Source organism: Martinezella sp. CNPSo 3959, assembly GCF_057784355.1.
Map to the genome: position 1 here is coordinate 906,539 of NZ_JBXSOV010000001.1, position 24,587 is coordinate 931,125.

22 protein-coding genes and 1 tRNA gene are annotated in these 24,587 nt (G+C 58.5%); 5 read left to right on the forward strand and 18 right to left on the reverse strand.

Translation table 11 applies throughout. From position 1 onward, the window contains the following. The first annotated feature begins 70 nt into the window (after positions 1 to 70). Together AC13RE_RS04590 and AC13RE_RS04595 are read left to right on the forward strand one after the other, a co-directional pair. Entirely contained in the window at positions 71 to 466 is a 396-nt protein-coding gene (locus AC13RE_RS04590) for a hypothetical protein (RefSeq protein ID WP_488562101.1), read from the forward strand. A 1-nt stretch (position 467) separates the two neighbouring features. Then, entirely contained in the window at positions 468 to 977 is a 510-nt protein-coding gene (locus AC13RE_RS04595) for a hypothetical protein (RefSeq protein WP_488562102.1), read from the forward strand. A gap of 114 nt (positions 978 to 1,091) precedes the next feature. On the opposite strand, the gene AC13RE_RS04600 is transcribed toward AC13RE_RS04595, so the two are convergent. Continuing rightward, positions 1,092 to 2,873 carry a DUF6538 domain-containing protein gene (locus AC13RE_RS04600; protein ID WP_488562103.1) on the reverse strand — a complete coding sequence of 594 codons (1,782 nt, stop codon included), beginning with the start codon at positions 2,871 to 2,873 and terminating at the stop codon, positions 1,092 to 1,094. A 23-nt stretch (positions 2,874 to 2,896) separates the two neighbouring features. Further along, a tRNA-Ile gene (locus tag AC13RE_RS04605) sits at positions 2,897 to 2,972 on the reverse strand. 162 nt (positions 2,973 to 3,134) lie between these two features. Between AC13RE_RS04605 and AC13RE_RS04610 the strand changes: the two genes are divergently transcribed. Beyond that, positions 3,135 to 3,878 carry an SIMPL domain-containing protein gene (locus AC13RE_RS04610; RefSeq protein ID WP_132717089.1) on the forward strand — a complete coding sequence of 248 codons (744 nt, stop codon included), beginning with the start codon at positions 3,135 to 3,137 and terminating at the stop codon, positions 3,876 to 3,878. Positions 3,879 to 4,002: 124 nt separating this feature from the next. Here the strand turns inward: AC13RE_RS04610 and AC13RE_RS04615 are convergent, their stop codons facing one another. The 4 genes from AC13RE_RS04615 to AC13RE_RS04630 form a co-directional block, all read right to left on the reverse strand. After that, positions 4,003 to 4,341, reverse strand: coding sequence for a hypothetical protein (locus tag AC13RE_RS04615; protein WP_488482962.1), 339 nt, complete (start codon positions 4,339 to 4,341; stop codon positions 4,003 to 4,005). 243 nt (positions 4,342 to 4,584) lie between these two features. Next, on the reverse strand, positions 4,585 to 4,890 hold the full coding sequence (locus AC13RE_RS04620) for a hypothetical protein (protein WP_112411637.1): 306 nt from the start codon (positions 4,888 to 4,890) through the stop codon (positions 4,585 to 4,587). Positions 4,891 to 5,069: 179 nt separating this feature from the next. Continuing rightward, positions 5,070 to 5,495: a secondary thiamine-phosphate synthase enzyme YjbQ gene (locus tag AC13RE_RS04625; RefSeq protein ID WP_488562104.1), complete on the reverse strand. Its 426-nt coding sequence runs from the start codon at positions 5,493 to 5,495 to the stop codon at positions 5,070 to 5,072. A gap of 79 nt (positions 5,496 to 5,574) precedes the next feature. Next, positions 5,575 to 5,928: a DUF1428 domain-containing protein gene (locus AC13RE_RS04630; protein ID WP_488562105.1), complete on the reverse strand. Its 354-nt coding sequence runs from the start codon at positions 5,926 to 5,928 to the stop codon at positions 5,575 to 5,577. Positions 5,929 to 6,063: 135 nt separating this feature from the next. Here AC13RE_RS04630 and AC13RE_RS04635 point away from each other — a divergent pair, with 135 nt between their 5' ends. Then, positions 6,064 to 6,456: a GNAT family N-acetyltransferase gene (locus AC13RE_RS04635; RefSeq protein WP_488562106.1), complete on the forward strand. Its 393-nt coding sequence runs from the start codon at positions 6,064 to 6,066 to the stop codon at positions 6,454 to 6,456. Between the two features lie 14 nt (positions 6,457 to 6,470). Here the strand turns inward: AC13RE_RS04635 and AC13RE_RS04640 are convergent, their stop codons facing one another. The 10 genes from AC13RE_RS04640 to AC13RE_RS04685 form a co-directional block, all read right to left on the reverse strand. Further along, positions 6,471 to 7,397 carry a LysR substrate-binding domain-containing protein gene (locus AC13RE_RS04640; protein WP_488562107.1) on the reverse strand — a complete coding sequence of 309 codons (927 nt, stop codon included), beginning with the start codon at positions 7,395 to 7,397 and terminating at the stop codon, positions 6,471 to 6,473. A gap of 288 nt (positions 7,398 to 7,685) precedes the next feature. Continuing rightward, positions 7,686 to 8,915, reverse strand: coding sequence for an MFS transporter (locus AC13RE_RS04645; RefSeq protein ID WP_488562108.1), 1,230 nt, complete (start codon positions 8,913 to 8,915; stop codon positions 7,686 to 7,688). 93 nt (positions 8,916 to 9,008) lie between these two features. After that, positions 9,009 to 9,740, reverse strand: a complete 732-nt coding sequence (locus AC13RE_RS04650) for a B3/B4 domain-containing protein (protein WP_488562109.1) — start codon at positions 9,738 to 9,740, stop codon at positions 9,009 to 9,011. Positions 9,741 to 9,821: 81 nt separating this feature from the next. Continuing rightward, positions 9,822 to 10,628: a helix-turn-helix domain-containing protein gene (locus tag AC13RE_RS04655; protein ID WP_488562538.1), complete on the reverse strand. Its 807-nt coding sequence runs from the start codon at positions 10,626 to 10,628 to the stop codon at positions 9,822 to 9,824. Positions 10,629 to 10,719: 91 nt separating this feature from the next. Next, complete coding sequence (locus tag AC13RE_RS04660) at positions 10,720 to 11,697, reverse strand: DMT family transporter (RefSeq protein ID WP_488562110.1); 978 nt, start codon at positions 11,695 to 11,697, stop codon at positions 10,720 to 10,722. A 135-nt stretch (positions 11,698 to 11,832) separates the two neighbouring features. Beyond that, positions 11,833 to 13,230, reverse strand: coding sequence for a DUF930 domain-containing protein (locus AC13RE_RS04665; RefSeq protein ID WP_488562111.1), 1,398 nt, complete (start codon positions 13,228 to 13,230; stop codon positions 11,833 to 11,835). A 235-nt stretch (positions 13,231 to 13,465) separates the two neighbouring features. Further along, positions 13,466 to 14,266: an APH(3')-II family aminoglycoside O-phosphotransferase gene (locus tag AC13RE_RS04670; RefSeq protein WP_488562112.1), complete on the reverse strand. Its 801-nt coding sequence runs from the start codon at positions 14,264 to 14,266 to the stop codon at positions 13,466 to 13,468. A gap of 100 nt (positions 14,267 to 14,366) precedes the next feature. Next, positions 14,367 to 16,427 (reverse strand): RNA polymerase sigma factor RpoD, encoded by a 2,061-nt coding sequence (gene rpoD / locus AC13RE_RS04675; protein ID WP_015340553.1) that lies wholly within the window; start codon positions 16,425 to 16,427, stop codon positions 14,367 to 14,369. Positions 16,428 to 16,876: 449 nt separating this feature from the next. Further along, positions 16,877 to 17,914 carry an L-threonine 3-dehydrogenase gene (gene tdh, locus AC13RE_RS04680; protein ID WP_132717100.1) on the reverse strand — a complete coding sequence of 346 codons (1,038 nt, stop codon included), beginning with the start codon at positions 17,912 to 17,914 and terminating at the stop codon, positions 16,877 to 16,879. Positions 17,915 to 17,935: 21 nt separating this feature from the next. After that, positions 17,936 to 19,123, reverse strand: a complete 1,188-nt coding sequence (locus tag AC13RE_RS04685) for a glycine C-acetyltransferase (protein WP_285171267.1) — start codon at positions 19,121 to 19,123, stop codon at positions 17,936 to 17,938. A 262-nt stretch (positions 19,124 to 19,385) separates the two neighbouring features. Here AC13RE_RS04685 and AC13RE_RS04690 point away from each other — a divergent pair, with 262 nt between their 5' ends. Beyond that, positions 19,386 to 20,156 (forward strand): SDR family oxidoreductase, encoded by a 771-nt coding sequence (locus tag AC13RE_RS04690; protein ID WP_488562113.1) that lies wholly within the window; start codon positions 19,386 to 19,388, stop codon positions 20,154 to 20,156. 38 nt (positions 20,157 to 20,194) lie between these two features. Here the strand turns inward: AC13RE_RS04690 and recQ are convergent, their stop codons facing one another. Together recQ and dnaG are read right to left on the reverse strand one after the other, a co-directional pair. Continuing rightward, positions 20,195 to 22,075, reverse strand: coding sequence for a DNA helicase RecQ (gene recQ / locus AC13RE_RS04695; protein ID WP_488562114.1), 1,881 nt, complete (start codon positions 22,073 to 22,075; stop codon positions 20,195 to 20,197). Between the two features lie 7 nt (positions 22,076 to 22,082). Beyond that, the gene (gene dnaG, locus AC13RE_RS04700) at positions 22,083 to 24,068 is read right to left on the reverse strand and encodes a DNA primase (protein WP_488562115.1); all 1,986 of its coding nucleotides are present in this window, start codon (positions 24,066 to 24,068) and stop codon (positions 22,083 to 22,085) included. Between the last annotated feature and the right edge of the window lie 519 nt (positions 24,069 to 24,587).

The following is a 24,587-nucleotide window of genomic DNA, read 5'->3' on the forward strand; positions in this document are numbered from 1 at the left end:
ATCGCCACAGGATTAAGCTAAATCCTCGATACGGGCACAACTAATTGGCGTGCATAAAAAGGGGGCTATCGTGAAATCCATTATTGGTGCCGTTGCTGGCTTAGCTGCGTTAGTAGGCTGCACCACTGCATCGCCAGAGGAAACTGCAAAACTATCCGCGAGCATTCCCCCGAGCTACCGTGCACAGATCGTGGAGAAGGTGCATGGATACCTGAATGACCCCTTCTCCGTTAAGGAGGCCGAGATCACCAAACCGACCGCCGTTTATGGCGGCGCTGGGCAGCGCTTCCCTGGCGTATGCATCCGCTTCTTCGCTAAGAATCAGTTTGGTGCGTACATGGGCCGAACAACATTCTCCGTGACATTCAGGAACGGCAGGCTCTACCAGATGTATAATCCGGATATCTCCGCCGCTGACTGTGCCGACCCGTGGCAGCCGTTCCCACAGCTAAATGGGAAGGGTTAGCATGCGCAGCTTTCTAGCATCCGTCATTTTCGTCGGCACACTCTTTTCGGCGACAGCAACGCCGAGCCAGCAGCTTACCAGCAACGGTTGGATGTATCGGGAAGACAGCGATAAAATGAGGAGCATCGTCCGGCACTTTGCCACGTTGCGGAGCGACAACGTCCTTAACTTTGGCTTTCCCTACCAAGGCGGCTCTCGGGGGACGCTGACACTCCGACTAGAGGGATCAACCCTGAATATCTTTCTCAGCGTCGATAAGGGGCAATTCCTTTGCTCCGGCTGGCAGCAAGATGTCGCGTCCGCGAAGTTTGACGAAGGCCCGATACAAGAGTTCAGATGCAATAACTCATCAGATGGGAAGATGAACGTCATTTTTGTGATGAACGAAATAGATTTCCTCCGGCAGTTGAAGGCCGCTTCGAAGCTGACCTTAGAGGCGGAGTTCTATCGCGAAGGGACGCAGCAACTCGAATTTACCGCATCTGGTCTAACCTGGGGGATAACCAATTAGGCCCAACGCGAAACCCGCCATATGGCCTTTCACACTCCGTTGCGGCGCATACGACCTCAGCCATGGCAAGGCCCCACAAGGATCACGGCCGCGAAGCCGGCGCCGTTGTTGCTGTCAGGTATCTGTTGCAACGGGTTGCAAAAGTGCGGGCGGGATAAGGCCATCAAAGGAAATCTCGGCAATCCATCGGGCCAAAGTGCGAACGCTAACGCCGGCACCATATCTCTCCTCAACCAGGCCGGACCGCGACCAGCCACCTAGGGCACGCGTAGCGTCGATCGGCACCCCATTTTCGCGCAGCGCATCGCGGAAGTTATGGCGCAGAGAATGGAATGAAAGCCCGCGCTGTTTAATATTCAGCTTCGCCGTTAGCCAATAGCTAAAGCGTTTTTGGAACAGATCGGAAAGCTCGTCTTGATCTTTGCCCGGAAGCTCAGGAAACAGCCTACTACCACCCGCCTTTTTGGTATTCTCTACTAGATCGAGCAGACCCAGACGCACCAATTCTGGATGAACTGGAATGAGGCGCTCACTCCCCGGAGTCTTATATTCCTGTTCCTCTGTCTCCCAGAGAACGAAGCAGTGTTCGCCATATATTTTCTCAACGTCGTTCACCGTCAAACCGACAATCTCTCCGAGACGCATGCCTGAGAATAGAGCAATCATTGGCACCCAATAACGACCAATGCTCTTGCCCTTTCGCGACCACTCCAGCAGACCGGCGACAATTGTGTTGAGCGCGTCGATCTTCCAAGGACGCCTGGCGTTCTTCGGCCGCTTCTTGCCACCCGCCAGCTTTACAGCCGGGTTGACCGTGAGCAGGCCCTTTCCTATCGACCAATTGAAAAAGGCGCTAAGCGTATGGGTATAAACCTTCACGGTCGTTGGAGAGAGCATGCGATCGCTGCGGGTGGCTGCTAGGTCCACTATCTCTCGCATCGTCACACAGTTCTTGTAGGCCTTCAGCTTGGCAACGTTTGCGGGCAACCCAGCAATCAGCTCCTGAACGGCGGCACATTCGGCACGCGTGATCGCAGCCAGCGGCTTGTCTTCACCAAGCAATTCCTTCATGGCCCGGAAGGTAACGACATATTTCGCGTCCGCCGTATCACCCAAGTGAGCGCGAGTAGGATCGGTCTGCATCCTACTGATGGCCTCTCCGAGCGTAATGCTTTCGGATTGGGTCGGCGCGGCTGAAACGGAATTGACGCCCTTAAACAACGGATCATGCGCCTCGTCCCCGTGCGCGCCTTCCAAGCGATCAATCATCCGCCTAAGGTGCTCAACATCGGCGCGACGGATCAATTCCAGCAGACGCTGAAGTTCGGGCGAAGGGATAAATGGCTCTTTTTTCCCTCCAATCACCATTTTGGCCGGCAGCGGGATGTTGAGCCCTTCCTTTTCAATTATGGAGCGAGCTTGAATGAACAGTGCGGCCTCAGCGGAGGGGTCTCGCGTCTCAAGGCCGCCTATTTCGCGCTCTATACTCTCCAGCCTTTCGCCATCTCCAACTGTGGTCTTCACACCTTGCTCACGGGTCCAGAATTCTCCTCGCACCGCACGCCGAAGCTGGCCTTCCGAAACGCCATCATTCAGGTTGATGTTTTCGCCACGTTTGAGCGCCTCACGCTGCCTTTCCCACTGAAGATCAAGCCGAACGGACGCTAGCCGCGCCTCCTTTGCTGCGACCTTATAGTCGGATGTTCCGAGCGCAACCCAGACCTCTTTCCTACCCAGTGCCTCAACTAGATCGCTGGGTATCCGTCGGCGAAAACTGAACGTGTTTCCACGCCGTATCAGTCCTGCGACTTTTGCCACTTCTTCCGCCCCTCTTGTGTAGCGTCCTTGTGTAGCAGTGTGGCTTTCTATAGATTTGATTTTGCTTTTCTTTTTCAAGAATCAATCCCTTAGGTTGGGATTGGTGGGCCCGGAGGGACTCGAACCCCCAACCAAGCGGTTATGAGCCGCCGGCTCTAACCATTGAGCTACAGGCCCGGCGCAGCGAAGGACGTTGCACTTGCGGTTCCGGAGCAATGGTTCTCCGAAGCCGACTTGGCTCTAACCCAATTTCTCTTTTCCGACAAGGGACTGCCGTAATACCTTCACAATGAATCCGCAAAAGCTCATCTTGAGGGATTATCAACCAAGGAACGAACCATGCTTCTGACGAAAACCAGAGATTTTGCTCTTGCCGCTCTTGTCAGCGCCACTTTTTTCGTGCCGGCGGCTGCTGCCTTTGCCGAAGATGGCAAGCCGCGCGAGGCCGTCATCACTGTCACCGGCGAGGGACATGCGGCGATCGCGCCGGATATGGCTGTGGTGACGCTGTCGGTCGTTCAACAGGCCAAGGCTGCGCAGGACGCTCTCGATCAGAACAACAAGGCCATGGGTGCCGTACTGGCAACGCTGAAGGAAAGCGGCATTGCCGAACGCGACCTGCAGACCTCCGGCTTTTCGATTCAGCCGCAATATACCTACCCGAACGACAAGGACGGCCACAACCAGCCGCCGGTTCTGAACGGCTATCAGGTAACGAACGGCCTAACCGTTCGCGTGCGCGATCTCTCCAAGCTGGGCGGATTGCTTGACCAGGCGGTTAAGCTCGGCATCAACCAGGGCGGCGATATCCAGTTCACCAACGACAAGCCGGATACCGTACTCGAAGAAGCACGAAAGAAGGCCGTCGCCGATGCCGCCGCCAAGGCAAAGACCCTGACGGATGCCGCCGGTGTCAAACTCGGCCGTATCATCGCCATTCATGACGGCGTCGTTGCTGCACCGCCTCAGCCCTATATGCGCGCCATGGCTGCATCCGCACCGATGGACAAGGCCGTCCCTGTCGCAACCGGCGAGAACGAATACAACGCATCGGTGAGCATCACCTACGCGATCCAGCAGTAGACAAAACAAAACCGCCCTTCGCTCATATCCCACCGGATCGCGCAAAGGGCGGTTCCGCGGCCCCCGCCAAAGGCGAAAAGGTCAGAGAACGAAAAACGGGCGCTCTATGCGCCCGTTTTGATTGTCAGCGGCCCAGAAGCGGGCAGCCGCGAACATTGGCAAACATCATCGTATCGGGACCGCGGCGGCCGAAGCCGTCGACGATGACACGGCGCGGCGTTACATCCACGACGCGGGCGCGACGCAAACCGTAGCTGCGTGCAACATCCACGGCCTGACGGGGATCGCAGCCACGGCGGTCAAAACGCGGCGGCGGACGATCATAATCCGGCGGTGGCGGGCGATGGCGGCCCGGGTTCACATAAATATCAACCCCTTGTGCAGAGGCAAAATCCGCAGTGCCCGACAATGCAGTCACCGCGACACAGACAGCGACCCCCAACTTTGCCAGCATTTCTCTCATTGTGTTCTCCGTGAAGCAGAAAGCCCTCTCATGCCAGCGATAAGTGCTGAACGAGCGCCCGAAAGGTAAAGGCTAGATGCTGAATGAGCTCGGAATCAGCCATTCATCCATTACTCAGCTACAATGAACGCTAAGGGGAAACCAGAGGCCCGATAGTAGCATAGAGCTAAAATAAAGCCGCCTCTCTTTTGGAGACGGCTTCAAATTCATCACATAAATGTGGAAAACCTCGGTACGCAGCAATCAACGGCGGATCAACGGGCAACCCGGCGCATTAGCGAACACCACTCGATCCGGGCCACGGCGGCCGAAGCCTTCGACGACGACGCGACGCGGTGTGATATTGTCGATGCGGGCGCGGCGCAGGCCCATGTCGCGTGCTTTCTCGACGGCAAGACGGGGTGAGCACATGCGGCCGCGCGGGTGATCATAGCGAGCCTGCTGGATGCCAGGATGAAAGTCGTTGGCCGATGCCGTCATGGTGGTGGCTGACATGGCGCCGAATGCCATGAGAGCTGCAATACCTGCCTTGGCGAAAAGATTAGTCATGGTGTTTCTCCTTCAAATCCTTGCTGCGGATCGTTGCAATCCCCTTATTGATCGCTCATTGGTGAACGCCCTCGGGATTGGGGCCACGTTAGGTCAGCCAAGCTGAACCGAACACGAACTGGCCGTTCAGATTGTATTCACGGCGATTAACAACTGATTGACGCAGCGGCGGATGAAGCTCAGGCAGAAAAATGCAGCACGATCTCGCGGCGATGTGGCCGGTCGCGATGCTCGAAAAGATAGATCCCCTGCCAGGTGCCGAGCGCCAGCCGACCGTTCATCACCGGAATGCCGATGGAGACCTGCATCAGTGCGGCCTTGATATGCGCCGGCATATCGTCCGGCCCCTCCATCGTGTGCACGATCCAGCGCATCGACGGATCTGAGGATGGCGGCACGAGCCGGCTGAAGAAGGCCTTGAGATCGGTCTTCACATCGGGATCGGCATTTTCCTGAATCAGAAGGGAACAGGAGGTGTGGCGTACGAAGACGGTCAAAAGCCCCTCACCGCCTGCCGCTACCGCGCGGACGAATTTCGCCACCTGATCGGTAAATTCATAGAGCCCCTGACCATGGGTCGAGAGTGTAACAACGGTTTGTGGCATGGCATCCCCGAACATGACGATAGCGATGCGCATCAGGTCGAGCGCAGTGGCCGGATGTCAAGTCCGGCCACTGCTCGGACTAAAGCTCGATGGCGACCTTGAAGCCGCCATAGATCAGGCGCTTGCCGTCAAAGGGCATGTTTTCCATCTCATCCTTCAACCGGGGATCGGCCATGACCTTGGCCAATATCGAATCGCGGCTTTCCCGTGATTCATAGGTGATCCACGAAAACACCACGACCTCGTCTTCCGTTGCCTGCACCGCACGCGGAAAGGAGGTGAGTTCGCCATAGGGAACATCGTCGCCTATGGCCTCAACGTAGCTGAGTGCGCCATATTCACGCCAGACCGCCCCGGCTCTTTGCGCGAGTGCCTTGTAAGGCTCAATCTTGTCTTTCGGTACGGCAACGATGAAACCATCGACATAGGACATTTCAGCCTCCTTTGTTCTATGTTCACCTTCAAAGGACGATCGACCACAACCGGATCCGACATCGGCAGCGGATATATTCCGCACACTTCCGAGCGGTCGGAATGAATGCGCCGAAGTAACACGCGGGGAATGTCAATGGTTATAGAATACAGGGATAATCCGGATCTGGGAAACGAGGCGCTCAATGCGCTGTGGGCGGTCGCCTGGAACACTCCCCACCCACGAGACTTCCAGCCCATCCTTTCCCGAAATCTCGCCCATGTCGGCGCATTCGCTGGCATGAGACTGGTCGGCTTCGTCAATGTCGCCTGGGACGGCGGCATTCATGCCTTTATTCTCGATACCTGCGTCGATCCGGAATTTCGGCGCAGAGGTATCGCAAGCGCTCTCGTCGAGCGGGCGAAAACCCTGGCCAGCGAACGTGGCGCGGAATGGCTGCATGTCGATTTCGAGCCGCATCTCACCAGCTTTTATCGAGGGCTCGGTTTTGCTCCCACTGAGGCTGGCCTCATTCGGCTGCGCGATTAAAAAATCATCTGCCACTAGTCCGGCGAACGAACTTGCGCGAGCAGCCAGTTGCGAAACAGGGCCGCAGCCGGGTTCAGCAAGGCGTTCGGCGGATAGACCAGGCTATAACTGACGGCAGCCGGCTGCACCTCGACAAAGCATCTGACCAGCTTTTTCTCGGCGAGATCGCGTGCCACCAGCGAGCTTCGCACGAGGGCAAAGCCGCGGCCCTGTCGGCAAGCCTCCAGCATCTCGGCAAAGGAATCGAAGAGAGGCGCCTGCTCCACAGCCCGTGCGATATCGAAACGCACGCCGTCCTCGCCGCCACTCTCGCCAATCACCTGCTCGTGCCAGCGCTGCCAATCGAGAATCGTATGCCGCATGCCGGAATAGCGCAGAAGCGGAGCGGCCCTAATGGCCCAGCGCGGCGGCAGTCGTTTGGACAGTTCCGGCGAACTGACGACGAACTCTTCGTCCGTCAGCAGTTCTTCATGGGTGAAAGCCGCGTCGGCACGGCCGAGCCAGATGGCGAGATCGGTACCTCCAGGTTGAAAATCCGGGCGCTGGTAGCCGACAGCCAGCTTCACCTCGATGTCCGGATGGCGCTGGCAGAAATCCGGCAGCCGCGCCGCCAACCACTGGCTGGAAAACTCCGGCGAGACGGACACCGCGACGCTGCGAACCGAAATACTTGCGCGCGCCTGATACAGCGCCGTTTCCAGTTCGGTGATCGTGCCTGATATTGCCGGATGCAGGCGGGCGCCCAAAGGTGTCAGCCGCGCCCCATTTCGGCCCCGGTCGAACAGGCGGCCGCCGATCCATCCTTCCAACTGCGCAAGCTGGTGGCTGACCGCCGTCTGTGTCTGCCCGATCCGCTCGGCAGCACGGCCGAAACCGCCGGTCTCGGCAATGGCGCAGAATGTCTGAAGCACCGAGAGCGGTGGCAACGGCCTCTTTCCCATGAAAATCCCTCATGCTTTGTAGCCTGAGGATTCATTATACATCACTCTATTTCAGGCGCATCTATCTACTGACTGAGCATTTCGAGGTCGCAGATAGATGAACATTCTTCATATCAACAGCTGGAGAGCATGGGCCGTCCGACTCCTGATCTGGCAAGGCGCCTCGGAACGACGCTCGCATAATGAAGGTGGCCGAAAGCGAGACATGCTGCCTGAGGAAAACCAACATCTGCTGCGGGATGTCGGGTTAGTCAATCTCGTGGAAAAGCAATCCAAGGATGGACGCCGCTAACCTCTGAGCGTCTTCACCCTGGTCAGATCCGGAAAGAGGCGCATCCAGAGAAGCACCACGACGATGGTTCCGACGCCGCCGACGATGCCGGTCAGGACAGGTCCAAGTGCAGTGGCAAGCATGCCGGACTCGAATTCACCGAGCTGATTGGAGGTGCCGATGAACAGCGAATTCACGGCATTGACGCGGCCGCGCATGGCATCCGGCGTCAGGAGCTGCACGAGCGAGCTGCGCACGACCACGCTGACGGTATCCGAGGCGCCGACGACGAAGAGCGCCGCGACCGAAAGGATGATATTGCTCGAGAGCGAAAAGACGATGGTTGCGACCCCAAAGATGAGCACGGCAAACAGCATCTTCTTGCCGACATCGCTCTGCAGCGGCCGGCGTGCGAGCCAGATGGACATGGCGAGCGCGCCGATTGCTGGCGCAGCACGCAACAGGCCGAGCCCCCAGGGTCCGGCATGCAGGATATCGCGCGCGAACATCGGCAGCAGCGCCGTCGCTCCGCCAAGCAGCACGGCGAAGAGATCGAGCGATATCGTTCCCAGCATGACGGGGCGGCTTTTGATGAAAGAAACACCGGCAAAGACGGAACTCAACGTCACCGGCTCGCGCGATGCCGGCTGCTCCCGCTCGACCCGGATCGAAATGACGTTGACGCTCGCGATGATATAAAGCACGGCCGACATGGCAAACGGAGCAACGGGGCTGACGCCATAAAGCAGACCGCCCAGCGAAGGCCCGATGATGAAGGCCGTCTGCATCATCGAAGTGGAGGTGGCAATGGCAACCTGCAGCAACGAAGACGGCACGATATTCGGTAAAAGTGCTGCCATCGTGGGACGTTCAAAGGCGGTTGCTGCGCCCATGACGGCAACAGCAGCCAGAATGCCGGCGGGACCTATCCAGTGCTGCCAGACGGCCACCGCGAGAACCAGCGCTGTCAACGCCTCGATCAGCTGGCAGACAAGGCCGATGCGGCGGCGGTCGAACCGATCGGCGACATGCCCGACGACAAAGGTCAGAATGACCATGGGCAGAAACTGGCAGAAGCCGACAAGGCCGAGGAAAAAGGCGCTATGGGTCTGATCGTAGATCATCCAGCCCATGGCAACCGTGACAGACTGAAAGCCTATCGAGGAAAAGACACGCGACGCAGCGAACGAACGATAGCCGGGGTGACCGAGCACGCTTGGCCGGTCTAGAGTCTGCAATGTATCCATGGGCCTTTTCGTCTGCCGGCAGGGGGCTCGCAGACTTGCTTCTCAACAATCGAATTTTCTACACCTCCCTGCTCTGCCTCGGTGCGCCCCCTGTCAATCTTGTTTTTGCTGCAGCTGCAAATTCATCGCGGACGATAGATCAAATCGCGGTGAAGACGAGCTGAGAACACTCTGCCTAACCTCGATCGACCATATCGCCGCCAGCTCCGCTGCGATCGCATCGATCAGCTTGGTAACATCGCTGGCCGCAGAGCCGTGCAGCGCTTCCGCGACGATAAGCACCGAGTGTGTGTCGTCACGCACTGCGGACAAGCCGCTTTGCCGATTGGTCCAGCGGCGGGCATGTGCCTGCCCAGCCGCATCGGCAAAGATCACCTCCCTCGCCTCCGGATGCTCCACCTCACCGGAAAAGCTCAAATAGGATTCGCTGCCGCTTGCATGCCGCACTTCGAAAGTGCCGGAGATTTTCGAAAGATCGAAAACGGCGACGGGAATCGCGAAAGCGATCGAGATGGCGTTGCAGAGATCGACGAGCGGATGCAGCCGCGGCAACGACCCGTCCTGGCGAAATCGGCGCAGCAGCGCTTCGGAGGCGCAGCGATATTGCGTCGGCTTCAATCCCATTTTGGAGAAAGCCCGCCGCCACGCCTGTATTTCAGCCATCTCGCTTTCAGGATGCTGTGCCAGCCGGTCTGCGGCGGTCGCATGATAACCTGCGATCCGATCGCCGACATCAACAGCCGAGGTTATCCCTTCGGCGAACAGCACGCCGGGAACCAGTTCGGGAAATTCGCCCCACATTTCGTTCGAATGGCGGAAAAACATCGCACCTCCTGATAGGCATCTGCTTGGCGCAGCAGAAAACCCCGTCATTATCCTCTGGTCTTGAATAAAATTGCAGAAGCTTCAGCCGATGGCCGCAGCATAGGCGCCCGGCGAGACACCGAAATTGCGGACGAAGAGGCGCGTCATATGGCTCTGATCGGAAAAGCCGCTGGCAAAAGCTGCTTCCGCGAGGGACGTGCCCGCCGCAATCAGCCGTCGCGCTTCGTGTATCCGGCGCTGCATGAGGTAGGCATGCGGTGTCAGTCCCGTCGCCCTGGCGAAGGCACGCAGGAAACGGAAGTGGCTGAGCCCGCATAGTTCTGCCAGTTCGGCAAGGGTCAATGGAGCGGCGGGATCGTCATCGATCAATTCCCGTGCCCTTTTGATATCAGCGGAAATGGCATCTTCACGCAAGGCGCCTGATTCCTCGCGCATCACATCGGCAATAAGCGACAGAAGCAGTTCATCCCGCAGGAGGACATTCTCAGCCGCATCCTCGATCAGGAGCGAAAACAGGGTTTTGAAATGCCCGGCCATCTCCCCGCCGCGGATGACAGGCGATGGAAATTCCCTCGCACCGAACCTGCCCTCGCCGACATCGCGCGACAGATCGCCGATTAGCCGGGGATCGAAATAGAGCATGGACCATGCGCGGCTTTCGCCGATGGGCATGCCGTCATGCACCTCGTTCGGGTTGACGCTGATGACGTCGCCGGCCTCGGCATGCACCATCCCTCGCCCGCTCAGCGACCTCTGCGCGCCGGCCTCGATTATACCGATGCCAAACTGGTCATGCGTGTGCTTGGGGAAGCTATGGCCGGTTTCGGCCCGAACTGCCTCGATGCCGGCAAGGCGGGAGCGGTATATCCTGAATTGACCGGACTTCATCCTGGTGCCTTTCATCCCGCCCATTCGCTATATCAGCTTTGGCGTCCCACACGGGCGACAATGTTGCGCACTCGCAATTGGGATACAAGGCTCAAGCGTCTTCCGCGGCCTTGTGACCCTCCGCCGTCGCCAATGCCGCCTGCGTATCGCCAGCAACGGCGGCCGGCAGCGGTGTGCCGCGCTTGCGCTCTCGCGCCAATGTCAGCAGGCCGGAAAAGATGATGAGTACAATGCCGACGGCCATCGGCATATCGATGCTATCATTGAACAGCAGGTAGCCGAAGGCGATCGCCCAGAGCATCTGACTATATTGCGGCGGCGCAACCAGATTGGCAGGCGCCATCTGCGCGGCCGTCAAGAGCAAGACGCTGCCGCACGCACCAAGCAGACCGTAGCTCGCGAGGAATATCCACTGTGTCGGCGTCGGCATGCTGACTTCGGACAGCATGAGGAGGCCGCTGACGATGAGCGTTCCGAAAAGGCCTGCGCCATAAAGCGAGATGCGCTTTTCCTTTGAGCCGAGCGCACGGTTGACGACGATGGATATCGCCGCGGCAAGACCGCCGATCGCCGCACAGAGATGGCCGATCGAAAGCTCGCGAAAACCCGGCCGCAGGACGATCAGCACACCGACGAAACCGAGAATCACGGCGGTCCAGCGCTGCCAGCGCACATCTTCCTTGAGAAAGATCACCGAGAGAATGGTGACAAAGGACGGCAGCAGAAACAGCAGCGCAAAGGCTTCCGCCATTGGCAGCTTGGTGAAGGCGACGACGGAGCAGATGGCACCGGTCGCGCCGCAGACGAAACGCAACAGCCACAAGGGACGGTTCGACGTCCTCACCATATCGAGCCACTCGTCTTCCCGCTTCTTTAAGAAAGGCACGGCGGCAAAGCCGAACAGCGCGCCGATGAAGGCGACCTGATAGGAGGGGATCACCCCATGCAGGATCTTGATCGACGCATCGCTGAAGGCGAAGACGGCATAGGACGCGAATGCCACAAGGACACCACGCAGGGCGGAGCGGCTTGCGGCCGCAGAGCTGGAATCGGCTGTAATCGAGGACATCGGAATCTTCAGAAAAGTGCGATCGGAGGACACTAAATCAGGGAGATACAGGCAATTGTATGATGAAATGGGGTGGATTTCGATTGTATTGGGATAAACTATTGTTTCAACCTACAGCCATAACTGTGCGTATCATCAAAATGCAGGCAAACCGAGCCTCTCAAGCTGATTTTTAGGGACAAGTCCACCGTTCGTATATGAGAAGGCCGTAACCTTCAAAGCTGCATCGTCAACTTGGCACCTGAAGGCAACTCGATACCAACCTTTTGAGGTCGGAACCGCTACCCCGTCGGCCGAGACACCAGTATCACTCAGCATAGTAGGCGAGAATGCCGAATTGACATAATTTGGCGCGTTAAATTCATGCCCAAATTGAGCTAGAGCTTCACTGCGGCAAAGATACGAAACACGTTCTCTACGTGGCATCTTCTTCCAGGCATCATAATTGCTCTTGGACAAGCGAGCCATCTCGACACCTGAATAGAGCTTTCTCGCCCGGACAGCCATGTCCATCGCGTCTGATTTAGGCTGCGCTTCAGTGACTAATGCAGTGCCGGCAGTCGGATTACCTTGACTGCTCGAAGCGGACTGTTCTTGAGAACTTTGCTGAGAGGGAAAGGGCTTTACCGCCGGAACGACAATTTGTGGCAGATCTTTTGTTTCATTCTTGACCTGCTCTGCAGGAGCTTGCTGCTTCAGGTCGGATGACGCCGCCTGCGGCGGCTGTACTTGAAAATCCGAAGGCTCTTTGGTCGTAAGAACATCGGGCGCCGATGATAGGGCCTTGGTGTTCGAGTCGCTTGCCGGCGGCTCAGTCGCATTTGTCATCTGGTCTTTGGCATCAGTCCGCTGCAGGGTATCTTGCGCCTGTTGCGCTGCCTGCGCTTGTGCAGCCGCGTCCGCGGCTGCCTGTGCCTCTGCCTGTTGCTCGGCCGCAGCATTATTTGGTTGCATCGGAGGTGTATTGTTTCGCTGCTCCGAGGTGTCGGCCTGCTGTGTTGTGGTCGGATTCTTCTGATCGCCTTTCATGTCTGGAACAGGTACGTCTACGACAGAGGGCTGCTGTTCCGCCTTCTCGATAGGCTTGTCAGCGCCGGGATCATCAGGTTTGGGTTCCGACTTCGCCTGCTCTACCGGCTTATCGGCCTTGGCCTCATCCGGCTTGGCCGGCGGCTTCTCTGCCTGCTTCTTGCCGTTGGGATCGGATTGCTTTGGCGGCTGTTCGTCCGCTTTCTTTCCCTCAGGCTGCTGTGGTTCCTGTTGGGTTTCGGCCGCCTGCTCCGCCGGCTTCTCATCAGGTTTCGGCGTCGGCTTCGGAGGCTGATCGGGCTTCTCGTTCGCCTTCGTCGCAAGCTCCTGCTTTTCCTCCTGCTGCGGCACCAACTCGACATTGACGCTCTGCTCGGGCTTCGCCTCGGGTGGCGCGGGAAATAGCGGCAGCAAAAAAATCGCGACAAACAGGACGTGCAGAAGGATCGACAGGACAAAGCCCGGCCTTATCTCCCTATCCCGTTTTTCCGCGACCTTTTCCATCGTTCAGCGGATGGCTCGCGACGAGAAAGCAATCAGGCGAAAACAATGCATCGATTCATTCGATCCTTATCGGCAAACAGATCAGAAGATTTTCCGGTCGCTGACATATGGTGCCCGACCACGCACCGCGAAAGAGGCATCGGTCGAAATCGAACTTGTCAGGCCTCCGCGCGATCCGCAATGGCGCAAAAACAAACCTACGTGATCGCGCATCTCTAGACGGTCATATTCTCCGTCAGAAGAACTCATCCAGTAGCTGATAATATGCCATCTTTTCTTCTTGCGGCTGAAAATCGCCATAGGCTTTCAAAAACTCCGCAACCAATTCTTCTCCGAAATTGTGCTCGATGCTGCCACAAGCAAGTGCAATATCCTGATGGCGATCAGCCACGCCGAGACGACCGCAATCGATATAGCCGCTGAGCTTCGGGCCGTCGGCCATGAAATTCGGAAGGCAGGCATCTCCATGGGTGACGACTAGATCCTCTGTGAGCGGCCTCATCTCCACGAGCTCGCGGAAAAGATCCTTTGCCGCCCTTCCCAGCCGGGTCTCGTCAAAGTCGTCCTCATCGACGCGACCGGCAAGCAAGTGCGCCTTTGCCGTGCCGATTCTGTTCTCCAGCCGATGATCGAAGGGACAAGCCGCGATATCGACGGCATGCAATTGCCGCAACGCATCCGCCAAAAGCCGCACTCGCTCGAGTGGCCGTAACCGCTCCGCGCTGACGAGATCGCTGCCGGGAAGAGCACCCATCAAAAGCCATTCTCGTTCGCCGTCCGTCTCGTGGGCAATGATTTCCGGGCAGGCAAAACCCTGTGAGGCGAGCCATCGCAGCCTCGCAACCTCGCCGGCCAGCTCACCCAAGGGATCGACCAACTCGGTCTTGAGATAAACAGGCGCACGCCCATCGGCCTCGAGCCGAAAAACATGGGCCGAGGAACGCCCGAGCCCATCCTGTCGCCATTCGTACCCGGCTAGCAGATCGCGCAGTCGGACAGGAAGGGATGTCTCCGTGAATTGCGGCTTGCTTGCCATAAGCGGCTCCTCAAATTTGATAGTGCCAATAAAAAGCCCGGCTCGCTTTCGCGAACCGGGCCTTGTTTTGTAAACTGCCGATGTCGGCTTGCGCCAGACCTCAGCTGTCGAGGAAGCTTCTGAGCTTGCGGCTGCGGCTCGGATGCTTGAGCTTGCGCAGCGCTTTGGCTTCGATCTGACGGATACGTTCGCGCGTCACCGAGAACTGTTGGCCGACTTCTTCGAGCGTGTGGTCGGTGTTCATGCCGATGCCGAAGCGCATGCGCAGCACGCGCTCTTCGCGCGGCGTCAGCGATGCCAGAACGCGGGTCGTCGTTTCGCGCAGGTTCGCCTGGATGGCGGCGTCGATCGGCAGAAGCGCATTCTTGTCCTCGATGAAATCGCCGAGATGCGAATCTTCCTCGTCACCCACAGGCGTTTCGAGCGAGATCGGCTCCTTGGCGATCTTCAGCACCTTGCGCACCTTCTCAAGCGGCATGGCGAGCTTTTCTGCCAGTTCTTCCGGCGTCGGCTCGCGGCCGATTTCGTGCAGCATCTGGCGCGACGTGCGAACAATCTTGTTGATCGTTTCGATCATGTGCACCGGAATACGAATGGTGCGTGCCTGGTCGGCGATCGAACGGGTGATCGCCTGACGAATCCACCAGGTGGCGTAGGTCGAGAACTTGTAGCCGCGGCGATATTCGAATTTATCGACCGCCTTCATCAGTCCGATATTGCCTTCCTGAATGAGGTCGAGGAACTGCAGTCCGCGGTTGGTGTACTTCTTGGCAATGGAAATGACGAGGCGCAGGTTGGCTTCGACCATTTCCTTCTTGGCGATGCGTGCTTCGCGCTCGCCCTTCTGAACCATGTGAACGATACGGCGGAATTCCGAGATCGAAATACCGGTTTCGGTAGCAAGGTTCTGAATTTCCTGGCGAATGTCGCGGATGGTCGTGTTTTCGCTCTTGGCGAATTCCTTCCAGCCGCGGGCAGCCAGATTGCCAATGGACTTCATCCAATTCGGATCGAGCTCGGCACCCTGATACTGCTCCAGGAAGCTGTCACGCTTGACGCCATAGGATTCAGCAAGGCGCAGCAGGCGGCCTTCGTTCTGAACGAGGCGCTTGTTGATGTCGTAGAGCTGCTCGACGAGGGCGTCGATGCGGTTCTGGTTCAGCGACAGAGACTTGACCGACTTGACCAGCTCATCCTTGAGCTCCTTGTAGCGGCGCTCCTGCGCCGAAGACAGCGTACCGGAAGCCGACAGGCGCTGCTCGACCTGCTGGTCCTGCAGCTTGCGCAGCTTCTTGTAGGTTTCAGCGATAATGTCGAGCGTCGTCATCACCTGTGGGCGAAGCTCGGCTTCCATCGCGGCGAGAGAGAGGTTGGATTCGTCCTCGTCCTCTTCCTCTTCCTCGATGGGCAGGCCTTCGCCGCCGACATTGGTGATGTCGTCGTCACCGGAAGGAGAGCGGCCGCGGCGTGCCTTTTCCTTCTCTTCGGCTGCCTTGCGGTCGGCCTCGATCTTTTCAGGGCTCTGGAACTGCGGTGCAGCCTTGGCCTCGGGACCGGAATAGGTGGTTTCAAGATCGATGATTTCGCGCAGCAGCGTCGTGCCTTCGTTGAGTTCGTCGCGCCAGATAATCAGCGCCTGGAACGTCAACGGGCTCTCACAGAGGCCGCCGATCATGGTTTCGCGGCCGGCCTCGATGCGCTTGGCAATCGCGATTTCGCCTTCGCGCGACAGAAGCTCGACGGAACCCATCTCGCGCAGATACATGCGCACCGGGTCATCCGTGCGGTCGGTCGGCTCTTTCTTCTTCGCGGTCGCAAGCGCGGAACCGGTGGAGGGGGCCAGTTCGCCGCCTTCACTTTCATCGTCGCCGCCGGCGTCGTCGTCGTCGCTGGCCGCAGCGCCAGCCTCTTCGACATCTTCGTCTTCAATGACGTTGATGCCCATGTCCGAAAGCATGGCCATCGTGTCTTCGATCTGTTCGGACGTCACTTCCTCGGACGGCAGAACGGCATTGAGCTCGTCCATCGTCACGTAGCCGCGCTTCTTCGCGGCCTTGATCATCTTCTTGACCGCGTCGTCGGAAAGATCGAGAAGGGGGCCGTCGGAGGTGCCGTCGCGCTCGACTTCAGCTTCTTCGTTCTCTTTGACCTTTGTTGCCATTTTTATATCGTCGCTTTCCCTGACGCTGCAAACTTTCACGCGGTGAAACAATCACACTGGCTGGCGCGCCCTGCGCCAGCTGCGACTCACCGACGAACACCTAACGGAATGACCTTTAATGCCCGATTAACCACGATCACCGCCACCGGATTGCAAAGCTGGATTGCGTTTGGATTTCCGGCCATGGTATTAGGTGATCCGCTTGATCCAGTTTACCGTTCTTTCCGAAGTTAAACGGTGATTCCCAGAATTTTAGTTCTCGTCAAGCTTTTCCAGCAAAAAAGCCCGTTAAATGTGCGAAAAAGCCTTATCCACAGGCTTCGCACGCAGCAATTTATTGTTTCCCGTATTTAGGAAGTCCCCGCGCGATGACAAGAGCATCCTGAGCAAAGCCTCACATTTCCAGCATCGGCAGGTATTACCGAGGCTGAGAGTGTGGCCGAATGGCATCAATTCCAGTCCATTACGACCTTCCCGGAATTGCCTGACCGCATTGCCTCGAAGCCATCGCGGAAATCATCGATGCCGATACGATGCGTGATGAGGGGCGATACATCGAGACCGCCTTGCACGAAGGCGATCATCTTGTACCAGGTCTCGAACATCTCGCGGCCATAGATACCCTTCAGGTTCAGCATCTTGAAGATGACCTTGTTCCAGTCGATCTCGAAGCCGGCCGGCGCGATGCCGAGAATGGCAATCTTGCCGCCATTGTTCATCTTATCGATCATGTCGCGAAAGGCAGGAGCCGCACCCGACATTTCCAGCCCGACATCGAAACCCTCGGTCATGCCAATGGACTTCATCACATCGGCAAGGTTCTCCTTGGAAGCGTCGACGACATGATCGATGCCGACCTTGCGGGCAAGCGCCAGCCGGGTCGGATTGATATCGGTGATGACAACCTTGCGGGCGCCTGAGCGCTTGGCGACCATCGCCCCCATGATGCCGATCGGCCCCGCGCCGGTCACCAGCACATCTTCACCGACCAGATCGAAGGAAAGCGCCGTATGTACGGCATTGCCGAAGGGGTCGAAGATCGCGGCAATCTCATCCGGGATATCGTCGGGGATCGGCACCACATTGGATTCGGGAATGCAGACGAACTCGCCGAAAGAGCCGGGGCGGTTGACGCCGACACCGAGCGTGTTGCGGCAGAGATGGCCCCTGCCCGCCCGGCAGTTACGACACTTGCCGCAAACGATATGACCTTCGCCCGAGACGCGCTCGCCGACATGATATTTCGTCACCGCCGAACCAATCTCGGCGATCTCACCGCAGAATTCATGGCCGACGACCATCGGTACGGGAATGGTTTTTTGCGCCCATTGATCCCAGTTCCAAATATGGACATCCGTACCGCAGATCGCCGACTTCCTGACCCGGATCAGGACATCGTTTGGCCCGACGTCCGGAACCGGCACATGTTCCATCCACAGCCCGACTTCCGGCCTGGATTTGACCAACGCTTTCATCATGTTCGACATGATCGGCTCTCTCCAACCAATTCAAATGATTCCGAGTTCTTTTCCGGCTTCGGCAAAGGCTGCAATCGCCTTTTCGACATCGGCCTTCGAATGGGCAGCTGACATCTGTGTGCGGATGCGCGCCTGTCCCTTCGGCACCACGGGGAAGGAAAAGCCGATGACGTAGACGCCTTTCTGCAGCATGAGCGCCGCCATGTCCTGCGCGAGTTTTGCATCTCCGAGCATGACGGGAATGATGGGGTGATCGGCGCCGGCAAGCGTGAAGCCGAGCTTGGTCATCTCACGGCGGAAGAGTTCGGCATTGCCTTGAAGGCGTGCACGCAGGTCGGCGCCGTTCTCGATCAGATCGAAGACCTTCAAGGAAGCAGCAGCGATAACCGGCGCCAAGGTGTTCGAGAAGAGATACGGACGCGAGCGCTGCCGAAGCCATTCGACGATCTCGCCTCTCGCCGACGTATAGCCACCCGAGGCACCGCCAAGTGCCTTGCCGAGCGTGCCGGTGATGATATCGATACGGCCTTCGACGCCGCAATATTCGGCCGATCCCCGGCCATGCTCGCCGACGAAGCCGACCGCATGGCTGTCATCGACCATGACCATCGCACCGTATTTCTCCGCCAAATCGCAGACACCGCCGAGGTTGGCGATGATGCCGTCCATCGAGAAGACGCCGTCCGTCGCGATCAGCTTGAAGCGGCTGCCTTCTGCCTTCTTCAGCTCTTCTTCCAAAGCCGCCATGTCATTGTTGGCATAGCGGAAGCGCTTTGCCTTGGAGAGCCGCACACCATCGATGATGGAGGCATGATTGAGGGCATCCGAGATAATGGCATCCTCTTCCGACAGCAGCGTCTCGAACAACCCGCCATTGGCATCGAAGCAGGACGAATAGAGGATCGTCGCCTCCATGCCGAGGAAAGCCGAAATCCGCGCCTCGAGCTGCTTGTGCTCTTCCTGCGTGCCGCAGATAAAGCGCACCGAGGCCATGCCGTAGCCATAGCGATCGAGCGCTTTCTTTGCGGCCTCAGCAAGTTCCTCATTGTCGGCGAGACCGAGATAGTTGTTGGCGCAGAAATTGAGGACGCGCGCGCCGCCGAGCACGGCGATTTCGCCAGCCTGCTTGGAGGTGATGACGCGCTCGGCCTTATAGAGGCCGGCTTCTTTCAGGCCGAGAAGTTCGTTGCGCAGGTGGGAGATGAACGCAGAAGTCATGGTCGCATTCCGATGCTGGTCAAAGGGCCTAATTAATCAAGGAATAACATAGGATCCGGCCACTTACTGCATCCAGCAACGGCAAAAATGCGCAACCCGGTGACGTCAGCGCGACAGAGCGCAGTTTCGATAGCATCTGTCAAAGCAGGGCGGGTTGACGCAATTTCCTGGTCAAGTCTGAGGAGGCTTCATTCCAAAAATTACTTGACTCAGTCCAATATTTTGCAGCAGATTGGCGTTGGTCTGATAATAAGGGAGAACCATGAGCATATTCCATAGATTCTCCCTCGCAGGACAGGTTGCTCTCATTACCGGCGGCGGACGTGGCCTGGGATTTGAGATGGCCCAGGCGCTCGCCGATGCCGGCGCTCACGTCATCATCAACGGACGAACCGCAGCCACACTCAATGCAGCCGTGGAAGCGATCCGAGCAAGAGGCGGCTCGGCGGAAGCCGCCGCCTTCGACATTTCCGATCGCGACGCTCAGCATGCAGCAATAAACAACATCGAGAAAAATCACGGCCGGCTCGACATACTGATCAACAATGTCGGTGCCCGCGACAGGCGCCCGCTGGCCGACTTCGACGACGAGGCGATCCTCGCCCTGCTCAACACGGATCTCGCCGCCTCGATCATGCTCTCCCGCGATGCGGCGCGCCTGATGAAACGAAATAATCACGGGCGGCTGATCTCGGTCACTTCGATCAGCGGACAGGTCGTCATGCCGGGTGACTGCGTCTATCCCGCCGCCAAGCAGGGTCTGACAGGTCTAATGCGCAGCATGGCTGTGGAATTTGGCCCTCACGGCATCACAAGCAACGCCATCGCGCCAGGCTGGTTCGCAACGGAAACCAATGCAGCAATGGTCGCGAACGAAGACCTGATCCCCATCGTGCGTCAGCGCATCCCCGTTCAGCGCTGGGGACGTCCCGACGAGATTGCGGGCGCAGCACTTTTCCTCGCCAGCGATGCCGCTTCTTTCGTTAACGGCCATATCCTGACCGTCGATGGCGGAATGACGGTACGCATGTAGCATGTCGGCGGCCGGGCTTCGATAATGGCGTCAACACGTCACCGATTGGCGAACTCCGAAATCACGGCAAGGAACGCGTCTCCATAGCGGTCCAGCTTCGATTGACCGACCCCCGATATCCCCAGAAGATCTCGGTGATTCCTGGGCCGCTCTGTCGCAAAGGCAATCAGCGTCGTATCCGGAAAAACGACGTAAGGCGGCACGCCCAACTCCTTGGCGATCCGGGTGCGCTCGGCCCGCAGCGCATCGAACAGTGCCTGTGCCTCGCCGGAAAGCCCGTGTGCCTGCTTCTCCGGTCGTCCCGCCTTTTTGCCGCGACGGCCCGTTTCGGGCCGATCCTTGCGGAAAAACACCTGCCGCTCGCGCTTGAAGACGGCCCTCGCCTGTTCCTGGAGCTTCATCGCGCCGAAGGCCGTGTGGTCGATGCTGATAAAGCCGTTCGCCAATAATTGCCGGAAGATCGATTGCCAGGTGCGAGAGGGAATATCCTTGCCTGCGCCGAAAACCGGCATATCGATGTGGCCGAAACGCTCGGTCTTCTCATTGACCGTTCCCATCAGCACATCGATGACATGGCCGGTGCCGAAACGCTCGCCGGTCCGATAGACGGCGGCGAGCGCCTTGATAGCAGCTTCCGTCCCGTCCCAGGTCTCCACAGGCTTCAGGCAGGTATCGCAATTGCCGCAACCGCCGCCATGTGCCTCGCCGAAATGCGAAAGGATCGACTGCCGCCGGCAGCCGGCCGTCTCGCAGATCGCGAGCAGCGCATTGAGCTTTGCCCGCTCGACGCGCTTTATCTCCTCGGACGCGCCGCCTTCGTCGATCATCCGCCCGCGCTGGATGACATCGGCCATGCCATAGGCCATCCAGACATTGGAGGGCAGCCCATCGCGCCCGGCGCGGCCAGTCTCCTGGTAATAAGCCTCCACTGATCCCGGCAGATCGAGATGCGCGACATAGCGCACATTCGGTTTATCGATGCCCATACCGAAGGCAACCGTCGCCACAAGGCACAGGTCTTCCTCTTTCAAGAAGGCATCCTGATTGGCATCGCGAAGCGCTCGATCCATGCCGGCATGATAGGGAAGCGCGCGGATGCCTTGCCCGTTCAGCCACTCCGCCGTGTCCTCGACCTTGGCACGAGAGAGGCAATAGACGATGCCGCTATCGCCACGATGCCCGTCGAGAAAACGGAGCAATTGCTGGCGCGGCTGATCGCGCTCGACAATCTCATAGGTGATGTTCGGTCGGTCGAAGCTCGTGGTGAAGACCTTGGCATCATCGAGCGCCAGCCGCTCGATGATGTCGTCCCGCGTGTGCGGATCGGCCGTTGCCGTTAGCGCGATCCGCGGCACGCCGGGAAAAAGCTCCGCAAGCCTGCCGAGATCGCGATATTCCGGTCGGAAGTCATGGCCCCATTGAGAGACGCAATGCGCTTCGTCGATCGCGAAAAGCGCGATCTTCGCCCGCCCGAGCATCTGGCAGAAGCCTTCTGTCGCGATACGTTCCGGCGTCACATAGAGCAGATCGAGCTTGCCTGCGGAAATGGCGCGATAGACATCGCTCGCCTCCTCGCGCGACAGGGACGAATTCAGGGCGGCAGCCCGGATGCCGAGCTGTTTCATCGCCTCTACCTGATCCCGCATCAGCGCGATCAGCGGCGAAACGACGATGCCGATACCATCGCGGCAAAGCGCGGGAATCTGGAAACACAGCGACTTGCCGGCACCGGTCGGAAACAGCACGACCGCGTCGCCGCCGGAGACGACATGCTCGATCACCTGCTGCTGCTTGCCGCGAAAGGCGGAATAGCCATAGACACGTTTCAACACATCGAGCGGCGCCGGCACACCTGTGCCCTCACCAAACAATGCGTCGTCTACGGAAAATCGCGGCTCTTGTCGTTCAGGCTGAGGCATCTATTCCCTATTTTCCAGCGGCACCTTTGACGCGACCGGAGAGCACGCCGAAGCCATCGATGATCGCTTCCTGATTTTCCAGACGCAGCGCCTCGAGCTGTACTTCCTGCAAGGCGCGAATCAACGGCTCGATCGCTTCACCGTCGCCTTCTTCCGTCGCCTCGGCAATAGCGCCTTCCAGCTCGATCTTGTGCCAGCGCAATGCTTTCGAGCGCTTGTGGAGCGCAAGTGCTTGGCGATAGCCCTCGCGCGCATCCTCCATGGCGGCGGCCTCGGTGGCAGTCCACAGACGGGCATTGCGAATCTGCTGTTCCAAGCTTTTCAGCAGGGCGCCGAAATCCTGTTCTTCCAATTGCTCGAGCAGTCGCTCGCGCACGAGCTGAGGCCCGACCAAGGTTGCAGCCGCCCCGAGGACCGCGGACCAGAGCCGCTGCAGTTCACGGCTGTCATAATCGATCGCGGCGATCTCGTCATATTCGTCCTGTAGCAGTGCCGGATGGTTGACGATGGTCAAAGCGAGCACGCTTTCGCGAAGGCTCGGAATATCCTGATGTCCCTTGATCATGGCCGAACGCTGCAAGCGATCGGATGCGGTCGTCGCCACCGCAGCCCCGGTACGTGCCTGTCCGCCACGACCTGCAAAGTTGCGGCTATTACCGTCGCGGGAAAAATTACGCCCCTGCTGGCCGCCCCGCTGGAACTGCGGCTGGAACAGCCCGTTCAACCGCTCACGCATATTTTGCTGATAATGGCGGCGCACATCTTCGTCGCCGATGACAGACACGATGCGCCGCAACCGCGCTTCCAGCTCCGCCCGCGCCTCCGGCGTCTCGAAGGTGCCGCTGCCGGCCTCCCTCGTCCAGATGAGGTCGGCAAGAGGCTTTGCCTGCGCCAACACCTTGTCGAACGGCGCGCGCCCATCCTGCCGTACGAGATCGTCGGGGTCCTTGCCATCGGGCAGCAAGGCAAAGCGTACGGTGCGGTTCGGTTTGATATGAGGCAGCGCCAGATCGGCGGCACGATTGGCGGCGCGGATGCCGGCGCCATCGCCATCGAAGCAGAGCACCGGCTCCGGCGTCATCTTCCAGAGGAGATCGAGCTGGCTCTCCGTCAGAGCCGTGCCAAGCGGCGCAACGGCATTCTCGACGCCGGCCTGATGCAGCGCGATGACATCCATATAACCTTCGACCGCGATAATGGTCCCCGCGCCATCGGCGCCCTGCGAAGCGCGGCGGGCACGGGTGAAATTGTAGAGCACATTGCCCTTGTGGAAGAGCTCGGTCTCGTTGGAATTCAAGTATTTCGCCGGCGCATCCGGCGACATGGCACGGCCACCAAAGGCAATCACCTTCTCGCGCGAGGACAGGATCGGAAACATGATGCGGTCGCGGAAGCGGTCATAGGAGACCGGCACGTTCTCATGCACGACGAGGCCACAGGCCTCCATCTGCTCCTTCAGCACACCCTTGCTGGCAAGATGCTCTTTCAGGGCGTTGCGGCTATCGGGCGAATATCCCAAACGGAAGGTCTCGATCGTGCGGCCGCTGAGGCCGCGGTCTCTCAGATAGGCCCTTGCCCGCGCTCCATTGGCTGTCTGCAACTGGTCTTGGAAAAACTGGGTCGCCATTTCCATGACGTCGAGCAGCGACGTGCGTTCCTTCTCGCGCTTCGCCTCCATCGGATCGGCAACGGGCATCGGAACGCCTGCCATGTCGGCGATCTGCTGCACGGCCTCCGGAAAGCTCAAGCCCTCCAATTCAGTCAGAAAGCGGAAATGGTCGCCTGTGACGCCACAGCCGAAGCAGTGATAGCGCCCTTTGCGATCCTCACAGTGGAAGCTCGGCGATTTCTCGCCATGAAAGGGGCAGCAGGCCCAGTAATCGCCGCGCGGCACATTGGTCTTGCGCCGATCCCACGTCACGCGACGACCGATCACGTCTGAAATCAAGACGCGGTCGCGAATCTCATCGAGAAACGTATTGGAAAATCGCATGGCTACCTCTGGCTCGCTCCATATAAACAGGAATACGGGGCATTGCCACGACCACCCGGCCGCCTCCCACGCTATTCACAGCCCTTTGCCGGCGATTGCATTTTCGCCCCTCGATCACAACTCCGTGAACATGGCGGCACATTTATTCGTATTCGCCTCGAAATCCACGGCCGCGTTTGACAGGCCCGAAACGCCCAAAAATCGCTTCACTGTGACCGGAACTGGTAGGATTATGTCCATGGGAGTAACTATTTCGTCCGCAAAAATCTGCGGAAAAGCAAAGGCTTGCACAGCCTATGGTCGACAAATGCGAACAAGGGCGACGCCATGAACAATCAATGGCTGCAAAGCAATCGCGCCCGGGCGACACTCCTTGAAGGCACATTTGCGGCATGGTTCGTAAGCCAAACATTATTTTTTTGTAATTTGATTGTTGGTGTGCGTCGCAATAGCGTCCTTCTCACAGGGCGAGACAAGCCGGCGAAGGACTTCTTCGCGACGCGACATGCCGAGACGCCC